18 protein-coding genes are annotated in these 17,086 nt (G+C 34.7%); 6 read left to right on the forward strand and 12 right to left on the reverse strand.

Annotated elements, in window-relative coordinates:
* Nucleotides 1-18: 18 nt before the first annotated feature.
* The 8 genes from ACKTTZ_RS17590 to ACKTTZ_RS17625 form a co-directional block, all read right to left on the reverse strand.
* Nucleotides 19-1,008, reverse strand: coding sequence for a hypothetical protein (locus ACKTTZ_RS17590; protein ID WP_407846179.1), 990 nt, complete (start codon nucleotides 1,006-1,008; stop codon nucleotides 19-21).
* Nucleotides 999-1,685: a hypothetical protein gene (locus ACKTTZ_RS17595; RefSeq protein ID WP_407846180.1), complete on the reverse strand. Its 687-nt coding sequence runs from the start codon at nucleotides 1,683-1,685 to the stop codon at nucleotides 999-1,001. Before ACKTTZ_RS17595 ends, ACKTTZ_RS17590 begins: the two co-directional genes overlap by 10 nt.
* Before the next feature lie 9 nt (nucleotides 1,686-1,694).
* Nucleotides 1,695-2,540 carry a hypothetical protein gene (locus ACKTTZ_RS17600; RefSeq protein ID WP_407846181.1) on the reverse strand — a complete coding sequence of 282 codons (846 nt, stop codon included), beginning with the start codon at nucleotides 2,538-2,540 and terminating at the stop codon, nucleotides 1,695-1,697.
* 47 nt (nucleotides 2,541-2,587) lie between these two features.
* Nucleotides 2,588-3,046 carry a hypothetical protein gene (locus ACKTTZ_RS17605; RefSeq protein WP_407846182.1) on the reverse strand — a complete coding sequence of 153 codons (459 nt, stop codon included), beginning with the start codon at nucleotides 3,044-3,046 and terminating at the stop codon, nucleotides 2,588-2,590.
* A gap of 452 nt (nucleotides 3,047-3,498) precedes the next feature.
* Nucleotides 3,499-3,762: a hypothetical protein gene (locus tag ACKTTZ_RS17610; RefSeq protein ID WP_407846183.1), complete on the reverse strand. Its 264-nt coding sequence runs from the start codon at nucleotides 3,760-3,762 to the stop codon at nucleotides 3,499-3,501.
* A 29-nt stretch (nucleotides 3,763-3,791) separates the two neighbouring features.
* A complete protein-coding gene (locus ACKTTZ_RS17615; protein WP_407846184.1) occupies nucleotides 3,792-5,303 on the reverse strand; it encodes a MauE/DoxX family redox-associated membrane protein in 1,512 nt (503 codons plus the stop codon).
* Between the two features lie 10 nt (nucleotides 5,304-5,313).
* Nucleotides 5,314-5,487, reverse strand: a complete 174-nt coding sequence (locus ACKTTZ_RS17620; protein WP_407846185.1) for a hypothetical protein — start codon at nucleotides 5,485-5,487, stop codon at nucleotides 5,314-5,316.
* On the reverse strand, nucleotides 5,484-5,711 hold the full coding sequence (locus ACKTTZ_RS17625) for a hypothetical protein (RefSeq protein ID WP_407846186.1): 228 nt from the start codon (nucleotides 5,709-5,711) through the stop codon (nucleotides 5,484-5,486). Before ACKTTZ_RS17625 ends, ACKTTZ_RS17620 begins: the two co-directional genes overlap by 4 nt.
* Nucleotides 5,712-6,016: 305 nt before the next feature.
* Here ACKTTZ_RS17625 and ACKTTZ_RS17630 point away from each other — a divergent pair, with 305 nt between their 5' ends.
* The 4 genes from ACKTTZ_RS17630 (at nucleotide 6,017) to ACKTTZ_RS17645 (ending at nucleotide 9,375) form a co-directional block, all read left to right on the forward strand.
* Nucleotides 6,017-7,666: a helix-turn-helix domain-containing protein gene (locus ACKTTZ_RS17630; RefSeq protein WP_407846187.1), complete on the forward strand. Its 1,650-nt coding sequence runs from the start codon at nucleotides 6,017-6,019 to the stop codon at nucleotides 7,664-7,666.
* A 65-nt stretch (nucleotides 7,667-7,731) separates the two neighbouring features.
* The gene (locus ACKTTZ_RS17635) at nucleotides 7,732-8,583 is read left to right on the forward strand and encodes an RteC domain-containing protein (RefSeq protein ID WP_407846188.1); all 852 of its coding nucleotides are present in this window, start codon (nucleotides 7,732-7,734) and stop codon (nucleotides 8,581-8,583) included.
* A 110-nt stretch (nucleotides 8,584-8,693) separates the two neighbouring features.
* Nucleotides 8,694-8,990, forward strand: a complete 297-nt coding sequence (locus ACKTTZ_RS17640; RefSeq protein ID WP_407292792.1) for a helix-turn-helix domain-containing protein — start codon at nucleotides 8,694-8,696, stop codon at nucleotides 8,988-8,990.
* 133 nt (nucleotides 8,991-9,123) lie between these two features.
* Nucleotides 9,124-9,375: a hypothetical protein gene (locus ACKTTZ_RS17645; protein ID WP_407846189.1), complete on the forward strand. Its 252-nt coding sequence runs from the start codon at nucleotides 9,124-9,126 to the stop codon at nucleotides 9,373-9,375.
* A 913-nt stretch (nucleotides 9,376-10,288) separates the two neighbouring features.
* On the opposite strand, the gene ACKTTZ_RS17650 is transcribed toward ACKTTZ_RS17645, so the two are convergent.
* The 4 genes from ACKTTZ_RS17650 to ACKTTZ_RS17665 are packed head-to-tail and all read right to left on the reverse strand — an operon-like array spanning nucleotide 10,289 to nucleotide 13,431.
* On the reverse strand, nucleotides 10,289-10,822 hold the full coding sequence (locus ACKTTZ_RS17650) for a hypothetical protein (RefSeq protein ID WP_407846190.1): 534 nt from the start codon (nucleotides 10,820-10,822) through the stop codon (nucleotides 10,289-10,291).
* Between the two features lie 25 nt (nucleotides 10,823-10,847).
* Nucleotides 10,848-11,522 (reverse strand): DUF6973 domain-containing protein, encoded by a 675-nt coding sequence (locus ACKTTZ_RS17655; protein ID WP_120231216.1) that lies wholly within the window; start codon nucleotides 11,520-11,522, stop codon nucleotides 10,848-10,850.
* Nucleotides 11,523-11,546: 24 nt separating this feature from the next.
* A complete protein-coding gene (locus ACKTTZ_RS17660) occupies nucleotides 11,547-12,746 on the reverse strand; it encodes a LicD family protein (RefSeq protein WP_407846191.1) in 1,200 nt (399 codons plus the stop codon).
* Nucleotides 12,730-13,431, reverse strand: a complete 702-nt coding sequence (locus ACKTTZ_RS17665) for a 2-C-methyl-D-erythritol 4-phosphate cytidylyltransferase (protein ID WP_407846192.1) — start codon at nucleotides 13,429-13,431, stop codon at nucleotides 12,730-12,732. Before ACKTTZ_RS17665 ends, ACKTTZ_RS17660 begins: the two co-directional genes overlap by 17 nt.
* A 137-nt stretch (nucleotides 13,432-13,568) precedes the next feature.
* On the opposite strand from ACKTTZ_RS17665, the gene ACKTTZ_RS17670 reads away from it, so the two are divergent.
* The gene (locus ACKTTZ_RS17670; RefSeq protein WP_407846193.1) at nucleotides 13,569-15,785 is read left to right on the forward strand and encodes a peptidase domain-containing ABC transporter; all 2,217 of its coding nucleotides are present in this window, start codon (nucleotides 13,569-13,571) and stop codon (nucleotides 15,783-15,785) included.
* Nucleotides 15,745-17,037: an HlyD family efflux transporter periplasmic adaptor subunit gene (locus ACKTTZ_RS17675; RefSeq protein WP_407846194.1), complete on the forward strand. Its 1,293-nt coding sequence runs from the start codon at nucleotides 15,745-15,747 to the stop codon at nucleotides 17,035-17,037. Before ACKTTZ_RS17670 ends, ACKTTZ_RS17675 begins: the two co-directional genes overlap by 41 nt.
* The last annotated feature ends 49 nt before the right edge of the window (nucleotides 17,038-17,086 follow it).

The raw sequence follows: 17,086 nt of genomic DNA on the forward strand, positions 1-17,086 counted from the left end.
CAATATGTATATGAAAACCTATAAAAAATTAACTTTTGGTCTATTAAAAGAGGGTATAAAAGGTTCTGGTAATAAGTTTTGATTTTCTTTTTCAAATGGATTATTATCTGAAGAATCAGCTAATATTTTAATTAATGCCGTTGAAATTTTATTTTGGCATCTTTTATCATATGATTCATAACCAGGCATAGTATTACATTCCAATATAAACCATTCTTCATTTTCTGTCACTATAAAGTCAAACCCGGCAAAAAAGAGGTTTTCTGATCTGCAATATCTCAAACACTTTTCAATAATTATAGCTGGTGGTATGATTTCCAAATATTTATTTGGAGAAACTTCGTCATCTGAAAATCTATAATCAAGACGTTTGGAAATAATTCTTTCAGCAAAATATTCATTTCCCACAAAATGAATTCTAACATTATCACCTATGATTCTTGGTTGAAAAAGGGCAGGAGCAATGGGTAATCTGATTAATCTGCTAAAAATATAATGATCAATAAGAGCAGCTTTAGTTTTTATACTTGAACAACCCTTAGTAATCCAGCTGCTATCCGGTGGGATTATCTCAGATACTCTATATTGGTCAGTACTAATCATTGATCGGATACTTTTAAATCCATACTCCCCAAGTGTTTTTGAATGTACAAATTTGTTTACATTAGAATCCCCAGATGACGGTTTATTTACAACCATTTTATTAGTTGATTCAAGGAAAGAATATATTGATGAAATCATTTTACTAAACAAAATATTTAGTTCATTATTCCCTAAATCAGTATAAAACAGGCGGGTATAAAATGACCGGAATTTAGAAAAATCATAAATTTCATTATCAAGTTCAATGACTAGATTCTGATTATTATAATCTTCAATTATGGAAATTCTATTTAGTTTTGATAAGTTAGATAAATCTAAAATTTTGTATGTAACACTGCTTTGTTTTAGATTGGAGATAAAATGGCCAAAAGTTTTTTCGGTAATGTAACCTATAGTTAACAACATAATAAATCTTGTAATATTTGTTTTGTTATTTCATATGATAAGTACGAAAAGTCTACTATCACTCTTGATATTTCCAAAGTATCTTGACAATAAAATATAACACACCAATCGAGATCAAATTCAATTAAAAATGAAAGTCCCGCTTGGAATATTTTTCTTTCCAATTGGTTATTTGTAGAAAAAATATTAGATTGTCTTTTTACTAGGATTAAATATTTATTATTCTCAAATTTAGATTCTCTAAATACTGAATGATTACTCATAACTTCTTCTAATATTTTTATTTCTAAACTTGCAAAATATCTTTTAAATAATGATTCATTCATTACTGTTTTATTCCATCTGAAAACATAGCCGGAATTTATTATCTTTTTTTTATCCAAACAGTAAAAACATGCTAAAAAGGCTTGTGTTCTCTCTTGAAGAATAAAAATCTCATCTGCTGAAGGAAAGTTTTTCTTTATTGTTGATGGATATCCCAAATAAATTATTTTATCAAAAGAGGATAGTGGATTATCATTCAAAAAACAAATTGGTGAATAGTCTTTTGAATCTAAAATCTCTAGGTAAATGTTGGAAGGATATGATATATCTGAAAAACTGATTCTTAAATCAGATAGAATTTTACAGACAATGGTATTTTCTCCACTGTTTCTTCTTATAACTGCAATTTTCATGAGTAACGATTATGCTAATGGTGAATCCATGCCTTCTTTTCCTTCTGAATCTTCGCTTCCATCAGACTCACCTTCTTTACCATCAGATTCTCCTTCCTTATTTTCCGAATCTTCACTTCCATCAGACTCACCTTCTTTGCCATCAGATTCACCTTCTTTACCGTCGGACTCACCCTCTTTGTGCTCTGAATCTTCACTTCCATCAGATTCACCTTCTTTACCATCAGATTCACCCTCTTTATTATCAGATCCTTCCTTGCCCTCCTTACCGTCTTTCCCTTCTTTGTCTTTGTATTCACTAGGAATCATTGTTGGTGCAGTATCTGGGGTGTTATCTACAGGATCTATATCTTCTTCTGAAACAGATACATTAACAGAAGGCATTGAAAAATCTGTTGGAACCCCAATATCAACACTTAGCATTGTTTGGGCAAATGCCTCAAAAGCCAATCCATTTAACAAAGATTCCATATCTGCGTCACTAAGCCTTAAACAGCCTTGCGTCCATCTGAGTCCACCTGTTGCACTAGGAGCCCCGCCATGAATTCTCAACATATCCATATGTCTTGTTGTACTTGCAGTCATGGCATCTCCAGAAACAGGTGAGATTATTATTCTTGAATTTACTCCAAACTTCTTAATTCCATCAGCATCATTTTTTGGTGGGAGAAATGGGCGTTCTGGTAAAATATATTCACCTGTAGGAGTATCTGCATTTTCGCGCATGGTATCATTTCCGCCAGTTCCCTTACCTTGTACTGAAAATGGACCCGCAAGCACTTCTCCATTTTCATTTTTTAATGTTAATGTTCCAGTCTTTGTTCTGTCAATTGGTAGTTTAACTTCAATTTTCATATCATTAGCTTTTAGTTTTACAGTAAAATTTTTAAATTGATATACAATTATCTTAAGACAAGGCCAATAGGGTCGTCCTTGTCTTTTAGCTGGTTGTTATGAGGGTCAGCGATGGGAGCAATACCAAAAATACCTGGGTATTGATCTGCAATTTTATATAATGAGTTTTCATCATATGAAGGATGTCTTTCTCTAATTCTTCTAAATCCTAAAATCCCTTTATTACTTTTTAGGTCTGCTTTTAAAGTCTCAACCATCTGTTTGGAATTTCTATCTTGTTCCCTGTCATGTCCTATTTTACCAACTACAACACCTATTATGTAGAGCATTATAAATGTTGTTGATAACGTTCTTTTTTGCTTATCATTTAAATTAAGACTGAAGCTGTTTATAAGCGAAGCCCAAGTCCCGATAAAAACAGGAATGATTATAAGAGAAATAAGAATTAAGTTATACCATGGAAGCTCAAATAACTTTTGAACTAAATCAAAGTTTTCATTATTCATAATATATTAGTTTTTAAGTTGCTATAATATTTAAAGTTACGAATTTTAAAAACAGATATTTTGTCAAATTTGTGTTTTGTGAAAATTAATTCAAAGATGAAATTTTCATCCGAGATAATAATTCAAATTTATATTTTACATCACATGAAATCAATTACACCTTTGTGTAGTATATGCTTTGTGCATTTTAATAGAGTAGTAGTTGGACGTTTAAATAAAGTAGTTGTTGGAAATGATGTTGAAAATTGCTCTCATTAAACTTTTCCAACATATTTTGTTTCTATATTCCATTAGAAAAAATATATAAGAAATCCAATTGTAGTTTATTCTCTGTTCCGATAGAGTAATTTTTCTGGTATTTTCTCTCACGTGCTTGATAATTATCTTATAGAGTTTATAAAAAAAGACTGTCCTTTTCGGACAGCCTCTTCTCTTTGTTAATAGATTTCAAATTACGGTAAGATTTCAAACAAATCTCCAAAACACTGCGAGCCGCTCATTCTTTTCAAGTTGTGAGGACCTGTAGCATCTGTGTAAGTGCAGAGTATCCCAGTGTTTACTGTTTCACAGTTTTTAACCGCTACACAGGTAGGCTCTCCAAAATTTCCGACTCTGTATCCAATAGTAACTACTTTGGATGAACTTTCGATGTTTGATGCTAATGCACCTCCTGTGCCCATAATTACCAGGGCGGCAGGAACTAGAAACTTTTTCATAATAATTGAAGTTTTTAGTAAATGACTGCTTACTCTTTGTTCAGGTTTTCAGCTTCCCCTGTTGTAAAATATTTTACATTGCTTGTTCTGTATCGATAACGGACTAATTTCTTTCCGGTAAGAGCATAGAGGTATTGATCGGTTACCATAATCTGGGATACAGGTTTGTGATCGATATGGTCTATATAAAAGCTCCCTGCATATTCCTGCCGGTCTGTACGGTAAATGTCGATTACTGTTGCATTTTTCCAGCGTTCTTTGGGTTCATGTTTTCCCATTAAGTGGGATTGGTTAAACAGAAAGGGACCGTTTGTAGTAATTGCTGAGTTAACCTTTAAGGGGCGGGACTTTAACTTCATTGTGCCGTCTGAAAGTTTAACAGGCTCAACCTGTGCTTTTGAAATGGTATCAATGGTTTTCATCTTGTCTTTTAACTTTAGACTATTATTCATGATCAGAAATTGGTTTCTGTAAGAATACATATAGGTAATATTTCCGCTTTTTTGATCAGCGGCCAGCTGGCCGTCTGCATCGAATATTCCGTCAATCTGTTTTTGCAGTAGTTCCTCAGATAAACTCAATTTTGGCTGTTTATTGAGAGCCAGTAGTCCCAACTCATATTCTCCTGTTTCACTGCTCCTGATTCTTAACGCAAAATGAGAAGAATCTATGACGGCCAGCTGATTAAAGTATACGTCATTATAGCTGATGGTATGTGCTGAAGAGTCTTTTATTTTTCCTTTGTAAATGATAGGAACACTGCCATCATAGAGATAATAATCAGGTCCTGATACTTTGAACTGTAAATTGGTGTAATTAAAATCAGTACGATCAGGGTATATTCTCTTTGATTCCGGTGTTTTAAAGGCTCTTTCAATAGTGGTGAGTAGTAGTGGAAAAGAAGTGTTCCCTAGAAATACTTTTCCCTGGCTGTTTCCTGCAAAATAATAGTGCTCATTCTCCAGCTCCAGGACCTTATCCTGGATAATAGGATGAGTCAGTAAACGGCGGGTAAAATTATTTTCTTTTTTAACCGTATTTTCAGAACTTATATATAACAGGATAACAAGCAGTGAACTTACAAAAATCATGACAGCTATTTTTAAGTAAATCTTACCTCTGTATCTTCTTTTAAAATAGATAGAGATGATGGCAATGACAGCCAAAACTACACAGGCTATATTAAATAGGAGATGTTCTTTCCAGTCCATCTTTTCCAGAATGCCTCCGCAGGAACAAGGGATTGATTCACTATAGTGTAAGATCAGATAAATGTAAACAGTAAAACTCATCATCATTCCTAAGGAGAAAAACAAACCTAGTGGCCGTGTACTTTTGGTTAGCAGCAGCATGACAATCAATAATTCAACGATAATAACCAGGTAGGATATGGATCCGGTGTATGCGGTGAGAAGCGGAGACTGGGCAATCTGGATCTGGAAATTTTCAAAATCCAGGATCTTATTAACCAAAGCGTAGGTAAATAATAATACAAAAAAATAGGTAACCGCTGTCGGTATTAAGGGAATTAATTTTCTCATGGTAATTAGTTCAGCATTGATATAATAAGATCCATACAACCTTTACTCCGCAGTATTCCGGCATTGTTGTTTTCTCCGAAATAGTTATTGTTGTTGTAAAAGTTCCTTTGTTTTTCCATACTCCGCTGACTGGACATAATTGTCCGGATGCTGCGGTGACAGGTAATTTCACTTTGGTACTCATTTCCTCTCATTATAGATTCTTAGAGGTCTCCAATGATCACGGTCTTTAGGCGGATCAGTATCTTTATAAGTAGTACTGTCTGCCTTGGCTGAAAAAGTACTGTAGTTTTGAATGTTTTCACTTACTTCTTCCATGTCTTCAGTAGAAGCAATATCGTTTGGATGACAGGAAAATACCAGTAATGAGAATATAATTCCCATAGAAATATAAATTGCGTTCTTCATGATTTGGGATTTAAAAATTAATAATCCCGGCCGGTTTTTTCTAGAATTCTGAGAACGAATGTAGAACAAGTATTTGCTGAAAAAAAAGATATTTGGGGATGATTTATAAATAATTTATGGCTGTTTTGTAAATTAATTCAACCTGTGTTTTGAGTTTAATAATTTGATAATCAGTTGCTTGTTTTGTGTTTTTACTATTGGTAAATTCCCGGTGTGTTGAAATAGTTTCATTCCAGTTTCATTTTGCGTACTTTTGAATAATATTCATCAGATCTTAAAAATTTATTAATAAAACTTTTTCCGGTTTGAAAAAAGCAATATTTCTTTTCATGTGCATTGGTGTTTTAATGAATGGTCAGAAATTTTCAGACTATAGAGCGCGGTATGATAATTTTGATGAAAATGACAGCCATGCCATGGAATTTGTTGATGTTTACATCAGGGAGGCGAAAAAAGTCAAGAATTATAAAGAACTTTCACAGGCTTACCGGGATGCAGTCTATTTCAGCAAAGAAAAAAAACTTATGTATGCAGACAGTGTAATAGGGGCTGCTTTCTTAACAAAGGATTCTGATGTAATCGGTAATGCGTACTTAACTAAAGGAAGTATCTATTATTTTACCTTGCGGAAATACCAAAAAGCTTTGGATGAATATCTGAGAGCATGGGCTTATCTGGAAAACTCTAAAGACTCGTACCTGTACCATAAGAATCTGTATCATATAGGAGTCGTTAAAAGTTACCTGGGATATTATGAAGAAGCCTATAAAATCTTTTCAAAATGCCGCCAATACTATAATAAGCAGGATGCTCCGGAAGCGCAGCCCAATCTTCGGCATAACCGGAAGCGGGGATACCTGAACAGTCTTAATCAGATGAGTATATGTCTGATACTCCTGTCCAGGTATAAGGATGCTGAACCATTGGTATCGGAAGGTCTTCGACAGTCTGCTAATGATAAGGATTTTGACCTTGAACGAAGCTACTTCTATAAACTGAAAGCCATACTGGAATACCTGAAAAAAAATGATCAGGAAGCCTTAGCAGATTTTAATACGGCACTGGCAGGTATTGAAAAAGTGAATGATTTTACGAATGCTTCGGTTATCTATTATTTGAAAGGTAAAATTCTACTCAGGAATAACCGGGATCAGCAGGGTATCGGTTATCTTAAAAAAGTAGATTCGATCTTTCAGCAAAACAGTTTTGTATTGCCTGCGACCAGAGAAACGTATGAACTGCTTATTGATTATTACAGAAATAATACAGACCCTAAAAAAGAACTTTATTATACGAATCAGCTATTGAAATTTGATAAAATATTATCAGCAGATTTTAAGTATTTGTCCACTAAGATTCATAAAGAATATGATACAAAAGCATTGATTGAGTCGAAGAAAAAATTAGAAAATACCTCGCGTTACGGATATGCCATTGCAGCACTCTGTCTGATTGGGCTTTTAGTGATTTCTGGAGTTGGTTATCAAAAAATCTTGAGAAGGAAAAAAGAAGAGTTGGTGAGGACTGAGGCAGTGATAGAAACTTCTGATGAAGAACCTCAGGAAACCAATTCCGTTAAATCTTTCAAATTGCCGGAACACCTGGTTGCGGATATTTTAAATAAACTGCAGCTTATGGAAGAAAAGAACTTTTATCTTGAAAAAGGATTGACACAAAGTCAATTGGCTAAGAAACTAAAAACCAATACTGCATATCTCTCTGCGATTATTAATGAGCATAAAGGCTGCAATTTTAATACCTACATTAACCGGTTGAGGATTATGTATGCTAAAGAAATGCTGACCAATGATCCTCTTTGGCGAAAATATGCTATTGATGATATTTCCAGAGAATGTGGCTTCTCCAATAGATCAAATTTTTCAAAATTGTTTATGGAAATGACTGCGATGAGCCCCGTTGAATTTGCCCGGAAAATCGAACACGGGGTTGAATAATAAGTTGATAATATAAGGGTTAGGAGGTGGCTGATTTATTTTTTGTACTTTTTATGTAAAAAAATATGGAAACCCAGTTGTTTTTTAAAAAGTGTGAGAAATTACTAGCCCTGCTGGATAAAAAATTGGAAAGGATTAAGTTTGAAAATAGTGAAGACAGGATAGGATGCTGCGAAAAATCTCTAATGGAAATTGATATTGCGATTAGAGATATAAAATCAATGGTAGTTGTCCTCGAGTTTTCAGCAGCAGGAGATGAAATCTATTTCTTTAAAGAACTCAAGCCTCTTTTTATTTCCCGATTTATTTATTATTCAAGACTGTTATCCATTGAGGCGGCAAAACCGAATGCAGGACAATCAAGTATTAAAGAGTACTATCACTGTGAACTGGAGGTGATAAAAGATTTTTATCATGAGCATATTGATTTTTATGAGTATTACAGGAGAAAAGCGGCATTTCTGGATTACAAATATTTTGTCCGCAGCCAATTTGACCTTAAAACAAAGCTTGAATCGGGATTGTATAACTATGATGAAAAGTTCGCCACTTCTCATGACCATTTAGTTGCCCAGATTCTGGCTAACGACCGTCTGGAAAAATATCTTTTGAAATCAATAAACGAAGCCGAAGGATATGTTTTTGAAAAGATAAATGATCAGTCTCCATTGGATTGGTCTTCTTCAAAGTCCGGATTGGTTGAACTTTTATATGCCCTTCATCAAACACGTTGCTTTAATGGTGGAAATATTGAATTTAGTGAGGTAGTACGCTTTACTGAAAGATCGCTGAATGTCAGTTTGGGAAATTTTTACAAAACCCTCCATGAAATTAAGAACCGTAAAATAAACCGGACCAAATTTCTTCAGCTTTTAAATGATAATCTGAATCAGGCATTTTTGGATTCAGACCGCTGAATTTAACTTCTATTATTTTTTAGCATAAAATCTTTCGGTAGTTACGAATGCCTACCGAAGGAATTTCTATGTAAAGCCTAAACTTTGTTCTAATCATAAAAACAAATATCATGAATATTGATAGAATAGAATTTATGGCTTGGATGGAGAGAATTATGACTCGTTTTGATATCCTTCATGAAAAAATAAACACAAAACAAAATGAACTGTCTTCTATTGATGGTGAGCAATTACTGGATAACCAGGACGTACTTCAGATGCTTAAAATCAGTTCACGGTCATTACAGCGCTATCGGTCAGACAAAAAATTGCCGTATTATACGATAAGCGGTAAATTATATTATAAGCTTTCCGATGTGCATCAGCTGATCAGAAACAGTTTTAATAAATCTTCCGGATATTATTAGGATAATCTTGTAGTTATAAATAACATTGATTTAATATCGGCCTTTTATGGCTTCTTTTTGCCAGATTCAATAGCCTATACTGTTCGTGAAAATATTTGCGAAAACCGATTAAATAATCTCAAAAACCGATAATATGAAAAAAATTAAGATTTTAATCTCTACATACACAGAGGATATACAAATGAGTGATTTTTGTTCAGTTTATTTTGATACCCCAGATGAAGCTTTATCATTCCTACATTTATTCTATGAAAGTTTATCTAGTGAACGAGCAATGGTTATTAAACTAGGTGATGATGATCCACTAATTTATCAATATACAGATGGTTTCCCATTTGAAGAAGTAGAAATTGAATTGAAAAATAGACCTTCAGAATATTTTTAGTGCGGGAAACTTTTCTCTTACAGCTGGAAATACTTATCGATTGGAAGTCTCCTTTTTTAATAGTTATAATATCACAAATTAAAATGCAGCGTTTTCTTACCAATGGTATAATGAGACAGATAATATATCAGCCTCTACCCAAAATTTTCCAAGAGCAACTGTATTTCAAAATAATTTCAATGACTTTACCGGGATTCAGTCATATTTGCTGGTATTTATAACACCAAATAAGAATATTCAGGTATCTATATGCTTTCGTAAGGTAGAAGGGAGTAATCAAACCGATACGTTGAAGAATAGTTATATGCAGGTACAACAGATTAATCCCTGTGCTGATTAATAATATTTTCAGCCTTATTAACAATTACTAAGACTCATGCGGTTTTATACCTATTTATTCTTACTCTGGGTAATTTTGGCATATTTAATTAAACCGTAAAGAAATGAATTCGTTTTATTTTAATTGGTATACTGTTGTAATTAATTTTGTTTTTCTGAATTTTTAATTAACTCATATATAATATTCAGAGTTGCATCATTAATGTCAGGAATTACACCAATCAAGCTGCTTTCCATTGCTCCCATATTATAGTATAATTTACTGGAAATTGTTAATTCCAAATTTGAATTAGGCAGATGTGTTGTAACGATATTTTTTGTTTACTTAGTACAATACACTCTCATTACAATTTGTAAACGTTTGGAGGTCACGAAGTCTTTTATGTCTGACGGAAAACGAATCTACGAGAATCTCCTGCAATTTTAGCTGTTAAAGAAAGGCTTCTGCTTCACCAGAATTAATTAAAGATCAACACTAGATGGATTAATGTTACAAGACGGAATGAATCATTAAAAAAGGCTGTCCAAAGACAGCCTAATAAAACAAAAAGAATGTGAGTAAATTGTTGTGGTTCTAACTCTTCACCCTTATTCCAAGACCAAATTTTGGATTGCTTGTCTTTTGACCTTTTGCATCATGATAATAAATTTGATAGGTTTCAAAAACAGCTTTCTCCTTTGGAATTTTTGCGTATGCATTATCTCCAGAGTTGTTAACCAGCTTCAGAAAATCATATGCCTTGATTGATTGGGCAGCGTCAAATGTCTGCTTATCAACGGAAGGCTTCTGAAGAATATAGTGGACAACAGTGTTGCCTTTTAAAAATAACAGCATCGCTGTATTATCACTTTCCCAACTGTAGTCGTAGTTTTGTGGAATTTTAATGCTAAGTGCTTGCTCAGTCATTTCTTTAGGGTTTATTGCCATTTGTACGACTAATGTATCCCAGTCGAAACAGTTTACTTCATCTCGAACGTTTATTATTTCACCTACTTTATTATTGGTATTAATTTTAGGAGAAAGTTTTTGTTCAAGCCTTGTTAAGCATTCCGTGTTGGTCTGTGCATGGCAGGAAAATGTAAGAGATGCTAATAGTATTAGAATCAAAAAATTTAGCCTTTTTATTCTCATTTTATGGATGGGTTTGTATTTGTCCGCTTGCTACTGCTGCATTAAAGTCATTGATAAACTGCTGCATGTTGTTATCAGGATTTCCGTGCTGTGAAAACCAATTGAACCCCCAATCATTATTATGCAGATCCATTGTATTATCGTTTCCTGGATTTACGGTTTCATGAAGGGTGTGAAATTCTTTAGCCTTATCTAACCCGATATCTGCGGCATCCATTGCTGACCACATCGCATGTCTTAATGCATCATAGACATTGTCAACCTGTCCTTTTCCATATTGAGCTGCCAAGGCTGCGTTATGGCGCATCTTATCACGATCTGCTCCTGATGTATTTAAAAGTAGCCACAGGACTTCTCTGGCTGTAGGAGTTTCTAGAATTCCATCTGCCTCACTTGGATTACTACCATCTGGATCACCACCTCCATCGGGAGGAAACGGGTCATCGCCATCACCCCCATAAGGAGGATCATCGTCATCCCATGTTGGAGGATTGCCATCATCGTTCCCACCAGGATCATTTCCTCCGCCATCATCTCCTCCAGGGACAGTAATAATGACTTCTGGAATTTCATGCTCGCTCTGTCCGCCTTCAAGACCTCCCTTGAATGCGTACAATTCATTTTCTGTCAACAGTTCCAATGTACTGTTGAGCTCGAGTACTTTCGAGTTTCTCATGTATTTAAATTTTAAAAAAGGTTATTAGTTTTGGTTCATAAGCCGGCCCTTGCCGTCAGTCTGGATAGGGGCAATAATACTATCAATGCAGTTTTCTTTTTTGCGGTGAGACCATGAGAAAACTTTAATGTATTTGTCCCAGTTTTTATACATCTTTTGTAGAATTGATTCATGATTATGGGGAACAAGGATAGGGGCCTTATAAAGTTCATAAGCTTTTCCCGGAAAGTAATCGGTCATTGGTACCTCATACCCGTCTGAAGTCATATATGAACTTTCTTCTTTGTGAAAAAGCAGCCAAATGTCCACAAATGGAAATGTGTAATCATAACCTTCCTTGTATTCACCATCTTTATAGAAAAATTTGTAATACTCAGATCCTGTTTTATGCCAGATACGCTTTGTATATTTGATGATATTGTCATTTTCCACTGTACGCAGTAGAAGCTGAATTTCATTCTCATCCATGCATAAGTCTATATCATCATCCCATGGCATAATATCATCATGTCTTATGATCCCCAGAAGCGTTCCTGCATGAGCAAAAAGACTCAAATTGAGTTCCTTTGCTTTTTCACCCAGGTATTTGAGTATTTCTACTGCCTGTTCCTTATGTCTTTCTTCCCATAGATTAATCTTTTTTATTTTCTCAATAAAAAACGCTCCTCTGCTTTTGTAGATAGGGCAGTTTTCCTCATCATAGTCAAACCAGCCGGTGTCAATCACAAGTGTTTTTAAAGAGTTGTTAAAAGAACACTCCAGTATTTCTTCATCGATTGGCTGTTTAATACTTTTTAAGCAGTCCATTGATGTGATTTTTTCTCCATTGATAACGTAGATATAACTGCCCCAATAATAGCCCAGTCTGCTGGGGAATATCTCGTTTCTGGAGATGGTATTCTCTTGCAATTTATTATATGGAATGATTAAATCCCATTCATTTGGAAGTGAATCGATGTCTTTACGCAGTTCTTCATATTTATGCTTAAGTTTAACATCATTTTCAATAATAATGCAGGGTATTGTTATGTCATTCTTTAAAATATACTCCCAAATAAAAATGTGGGCTGCGTAATTCTGAATGTCTGTTGGAGACATCTCAAATCCATATTTATCTTTGTGGAAATTTTGATCATTGGATAATACCGTTATATTGGAACTGATTTCAACTGTCTCATTGCCGGCAGTGGAGTATATGGCTCCTTCTTTAATTTGAAATATCATGTATTAGTTTTGTTTTTTGTAAGGCTTTTGCAGTAAGGTAATCGATGGGAAGTGTTATTTTTATATTTTCCTCATTGCCTTCAATAAGTTTTATAGTATATCCGTGATGTTCAACTACTGTAGCATCATCAAAAAAAAATGATTGATAAGGGGTCTGATAAGCTCTTTTTATAATTTCAGACCTGAAGACCTGTGGTGTTTGAACAACTTTAAAATCGCTGCGGTTCATGCTCCGGTTATTTTCACCATCTGTCATTCTTATAGTAGGAATCATGGGCACAATGGGAACAACAGCATCATGTTCAATTACTTCTGAGAAAGCGCGCTCAATTACCGTTTCGCTTACGAATGGTCTGACACCATCATGAATTCCGATATAGCATTCATGATCGGTAATGGTGTCAATTGCATTCTTCACGGAGTGAAACCTTTCCCTACCTCCGATGACAATCTTAATGGGCTTGAGATAATAGTATTGCTGGCATAAATTGTCCCACATTTCCAAATGAGAGTTATTAAGAACCAGGATTATGTCAAAGATAAGAGTGGGGTGGTTTAAGAAAGCATCGATGGTATGGATTAGAATTGGCTTACCATCAAGGGGAAGGAACTGTTTTGCGATTTCAGCGCCCATTCTGTTACCCTCACCAGCTGCCACAATTATAATGTATTTCTTCGTTCTCATCAATCGTTTCATTTAACTGATGTCAAAACTAGAACATAAAAATTGCACGGGTGTGAATGGATTGTGAACATTCTATTAATTGTTGGGTTATGGTTTTTTTTATATTCTTAGAGGTTATTATTTTGCAAAAAAAACTAATGATCAAAAGCTTTCCGCACGAAAGGCAGTATGATAAAATGGATTGTGGTCCAACATGTCTGAGGATAATAGCCAAACATTACGGAAGATATTATTCGTTACAATTTCTGAGGGATTTATGCAGCATAACAAAGGAGGGAGTCTCTCTGGCTGACCTGATATATGCCTGCGAAAAAATCGGAATCAAGTCCCATGCAGTACGTTGTACTTTTCAGGAATTAAAATCACAGGTTCATCTACCCGTGATTCTTCACTGGGGTGAAAGTCATTTTGTTGTTATCTATCGAATTAAGGGTGATAAGATTTATATATCGGATCCGGCAAGGGGGAAGGTTATGTACAGGCTGGATGAATTTCAAAGGAAATGGAAAAAAGACAATGAAAAGGGAATTGCCCTTTTGATTGAACCTGCCCATAACTTTAAAACTGTCCATATTGAAGAAGTCATTGAGCAGAAGAATACGCTGTTCGATTTCCTCAGGTATTTTTCAAACTACAAGAAAATACTGTTTTTATTACTTGTAGTAATGACTATAATTACGGGATTGAATTTATTTCTGCCGTTTATCTCAAGGTCTGTAATTGATATTGGGGTGAACAAAAGGGATTTACAGTTTATTAAGATGATCCTGATCGCTAATCTGGCGCTTATTATCTGTTCTTTTTTTTCAACGATTATACGGGACTGGATCATCCTGCAGGTTTCAAACAGAGTAAGTGTTAATATTATATCAGATTATCTATCGAAGCTTTTAAAGCTACCTTTCAGTTTTTTTGAGAACAAACATCCGGGAGACATCCTACAGCGAGCCCATGACCATGAAAGAATAAGAAGTTTTATTATGGGAAATTCTTTGAATATTATTTTTTCCCTATTATCATTTTCTGCTTTCATTTTTGTTCTTGTGATTTACAGCATTCCCGTTTTCCTCATTTTCATAGCAGGTACTGCAATTTATCTTACCTATATATTTCTTTTTTTTAAAGCCCGGAAACAGGTTGATATGAATTATTTTGCTTTAATGGGTAAGGACCAGGGATTCTGGATTGAAACGATTAATAATATTCAGGAAATTAAGATCAATAACTATGAAGTTTCCAGAAAACTGAAATGGGACGAAATACAGGCCAAAATCTTTAAACAGAACCTGCAGATGCAATCCATTACGAACAGGCAGAACGTGGGAGCACAGGTTATCGATAATCTTAAAAATGTATCAATTACCTTTTATTGTGCAGTGCTTGTTATTAATGCTAAAATGACCCTTGGAGAGCTTTTATCCATTCAAATGATACTGGGAATGTTGAATGGTCCCATTCAGCAACTGGTTCAGTTTTTTCTGGGTTTTCAGATGGCGAAGCTAAGCTTCAGCCGAATTCGCGAGATCAAAAGTTTGCCCGAAGAAGATAATTATGAAAATAACAGCTTTACACTGCCTTCCTCGGGAACCTTAAAGTTTTCAAACGTATACTTTCAGTACTCTTCCCGCCAGCCGTACGTATTACAGAATCTAAACTTCGTTGTCCCCGAAGGAAAGACTACTGCTTTTGTGGGGGATAGCGGTAGTGGCAAATCTACAATACTAAAGCTTTTACTGCGATTGTATGAGCCTTCTGCCGGTGATATCACAGTGGGAGAGATGAATTATAAGAATATAAGTATTTCTAACTGGAGAGATCAGTGTGGAAGTGTTTTCCAGAACGGTAAGATATTTAATGATACTGTATTAAATAATATTATCCTAAACACAAATAATATTGATTATAAACTGCTAAAAGATGTCGTTGCTATTGCCAACATGACGCAAGAGATTGAGAACATGCCTTTGGGATACAAAACCAAAATCGGTGAAAACGGAAGGGGAATAAGTGGCGGACAAAAGCAGAGAATCCTTATAGCAAGAGCTTTATACCGAAATCCGAAATATATCTTTCTGGACGAGGCGACCAATGCACTTGACTCGATCAATGAAAAAAATATTGTTCATTCCCTTTCCGGGGTATTCGTTAATAAAACGGTTGTAATTGTTGCGCATCGTTTAAGTACCATTATGAACGCAGATCAGATTATCGTAATGAAAGACGGTAGGATTATAGAAAGAGGAAATCACATGACACTTATGAATCAAAAGGGACATTATTATAAGCTTTTTGAAAGTCAAATAAATGTTTTAAATGGAGCCGAGAAATTACATACAGAGACCACCACAGCCTAATTCGGAAGAAATTACTTTTCTAGTATCACGAATACCGAGTAATATCAGTATACGGATTTTTGTTCTGATCAGTTTACTTTTATTAGTACTTATCATCGCCTTATTTGCGATAAAATATCCAGATTCTTATAAAGGATCTGTCACGATCGTTGCAGATAATCCATCCATATCTCTTGTAGCCAATCATCAGGGACCGGTCGTTATTTTGAAAAAAGATCACGATGCTGTTAATAAAGGAGATATTGTAGCTTATATTGAAAATGAAGCATCTTTTCAGGAAATGTTAGCTCTGGAAAAAACAATGCTAAATTTTAATGCGGATACAGATTTTGCTTCATTTTACCATTCCCTTCCTAAAATTGTTCATGTTGGAGAGATCAATAACAACTATTTTACTTTCCTTAATGCCTTACAGCAATATGTCCTTTTTTCCAAGAACGATCTTTATGACAAACAGCAAAAACTGTTAGACAATCTTGCAAGTAAACAGGAGAAGCAGCTGCACTTACAGAAAGACAGGGTTAAACTGATCAATAGGAATGACAAATTGGGGTACAATAAGCTTACAAGAGATTCTCTGCTTAGGGATGCCCAGATCATTAGCCAGCAGCAATTCGAAGATACAGAGCAAAACTATCTCAGCGCGCTACAATATAATAATACCACTAAACAGGAGATTCATAAACTGGATCAGGAAATTCTGAGTACAAAAAATAAAAGCACAGAAGCACGGATCCTGAAAACGGAAAAAGAGGAAAAACTTATCTCCGACTTGTATAATAGCTATAATGACCTTATTAATAAAATCAGGGCTTGGAAAAGAGCTTTTTTGATTATTGCTCCCGTTGGTGGAAAGGTGCAATTTTTAAGCTTCCTGAAAAATAATCAATATATAAATCATCAGGATCCCATCTTTGCGATTGTTCCCGCATCCAATAAAGTCAATGGCCAGATGCTTATCTCAGATTTCGGATTGGGTAAAATTAAACAAAGTCAGGATGTACTGATAAGACTCAATAATTTTCCTCATGAAGAATACGGAGTCATAAAAGCAAAGGTGATAAAAGTTTCGTTTTTGGGAAATACTGTTAAAACGGTAAACGGTGATGAAAAGAAGTATATGGTAGACTTGGCGATCACAGCTGCAGGCGGTACGATCCTTTCGGATGGAGTAGTTGGAGAAGGAGAAATTTTGACTGATAACAAAAGACTTTATGAAAGGGTTCTGGAAAAAGTTATTCTGAACTTCTAAAATAATGATAAATGATTAAAATTAATTTGCCATCGGTGTTTATCTTATA

This window comes from Chryseobacterium sp. KCF3-3 (assembly GCF_045865955.1).
Taxonomy (GTDB): Bacteria; Bacteroidota; Bacteroidia; order Flavobacteriales; family Weeksellaceae; genus Chryseobacterium.

Coding starts and splice junctions, on each gene's coding strand:
- ACKTTZ_RS17665 (WP_407846192.1), bottom strand. CDS start 13,431: ATGAGAACGAAGAAATACATTATAATTGTGGCAGCTGGTGAGGGTAAC.
- ACKTTZ_RS17675 (WP_407846194.1), top strand. CDS start 15,745: ATGGAGCCGAGAAATTACATACAGAGACCACCACAGCCTAATTCGGAA.
- ACKTTZ_RS17645 (WP_407846189.1), top strand. CDS start 9,124: ATGAAAAAAATTAAGATTTTAATCTCTACATACACAGAGGATATACAA.
- ACKTTZ_RS17635 (WP_407846188.1), top strand. CDS start 7,732: ATGGAAACCCAGTTGTTTTTTAAAAAGTGTGAGAAATTACTAGCCCTG.
- ACKTTZ_RS17600 (WP_407846181.1), bottom strand. CDS start 2,540: ATGAAAATTGAAGTTAAACTACCAATTGACAGAACAAAGACTGGAACA.
- ACKTTZ_RS17640 (WP_407292792.1), top strand. CDS start 8,694: ATGAATATTGATAGAATAGAATTTATGGCTTGGATGGAGAGAATTATG.
- ACKTTZ_RS17615 (WP_407846184.1), bottom strand. CDS start 5,303: ATGAGAAAATTAATTCCCTTAATACCGACAGCGGTTACCTATTTTTTT.
- ACKTTZ_RS17605 (WP_407846182.1), bottom strand. CDS start 3,046: ATGAATAATGAAAACTTTGATTTAGTTCAAAAGTTATTTGAGCTTCCA.
- ACKTTZ_RS17620 (WP_407846185.1), bottom strand. CDS start 5,487: ATGAGTACCAAAGTGAAATTACCTGTCACCGCAGCATCCGGACAATTA.
- ACKTTZ_RS17625 (WP_407846186.1), bottom strand. CDS start 5,711: ATGAAGAACGCAATTTATATTTCTATGGGAATTATATTCTCATTACTG.
- ACKTTZ_RS17610 (WP_407846183.1), bottom strand. CDS start 3,762: ATGAAAAAGTTTCTAGTTCCTGCCGCCCTGGTAATTATGGGCACAGGA.
- ACKTTZ_RS17655 (WP_120231216.1), bottom strand. CDS start 11,522: ATGAGAAACTCGAAAGTACTCGAGCTCAACAGTACATTGGAACTGTTG.
- ACKTTZ_RS17660 (WP_407846191.1), bottom strand. CDS start 12,746: ATGATATTTCAAATTAAAGAAGGAGCCATATACTCCACTGCCGGCAAT.
- ACKTTZ_RS17590 (WP_407846179.1), bottom strand. CDS start 1,008: ATGTTGTTAACTATAGGTTACATTACCGAAAAAACTTTTGGCCATTTT.
- ACKTTZ_RS17670 (WP_407846193.1), top strand. CDS start 13,569: ATGATCAAAAGCTTTCCGCACGAAAGGCAGTATGATAAAATGGATTGT.
- ACKTTZ_RS17595 (WP_407846180.1), bottom strand. CDS start 1,685: ATGAAAATTGCAGTTATAAGAAGAAACAGTGGAGAAAATACCATTGTC.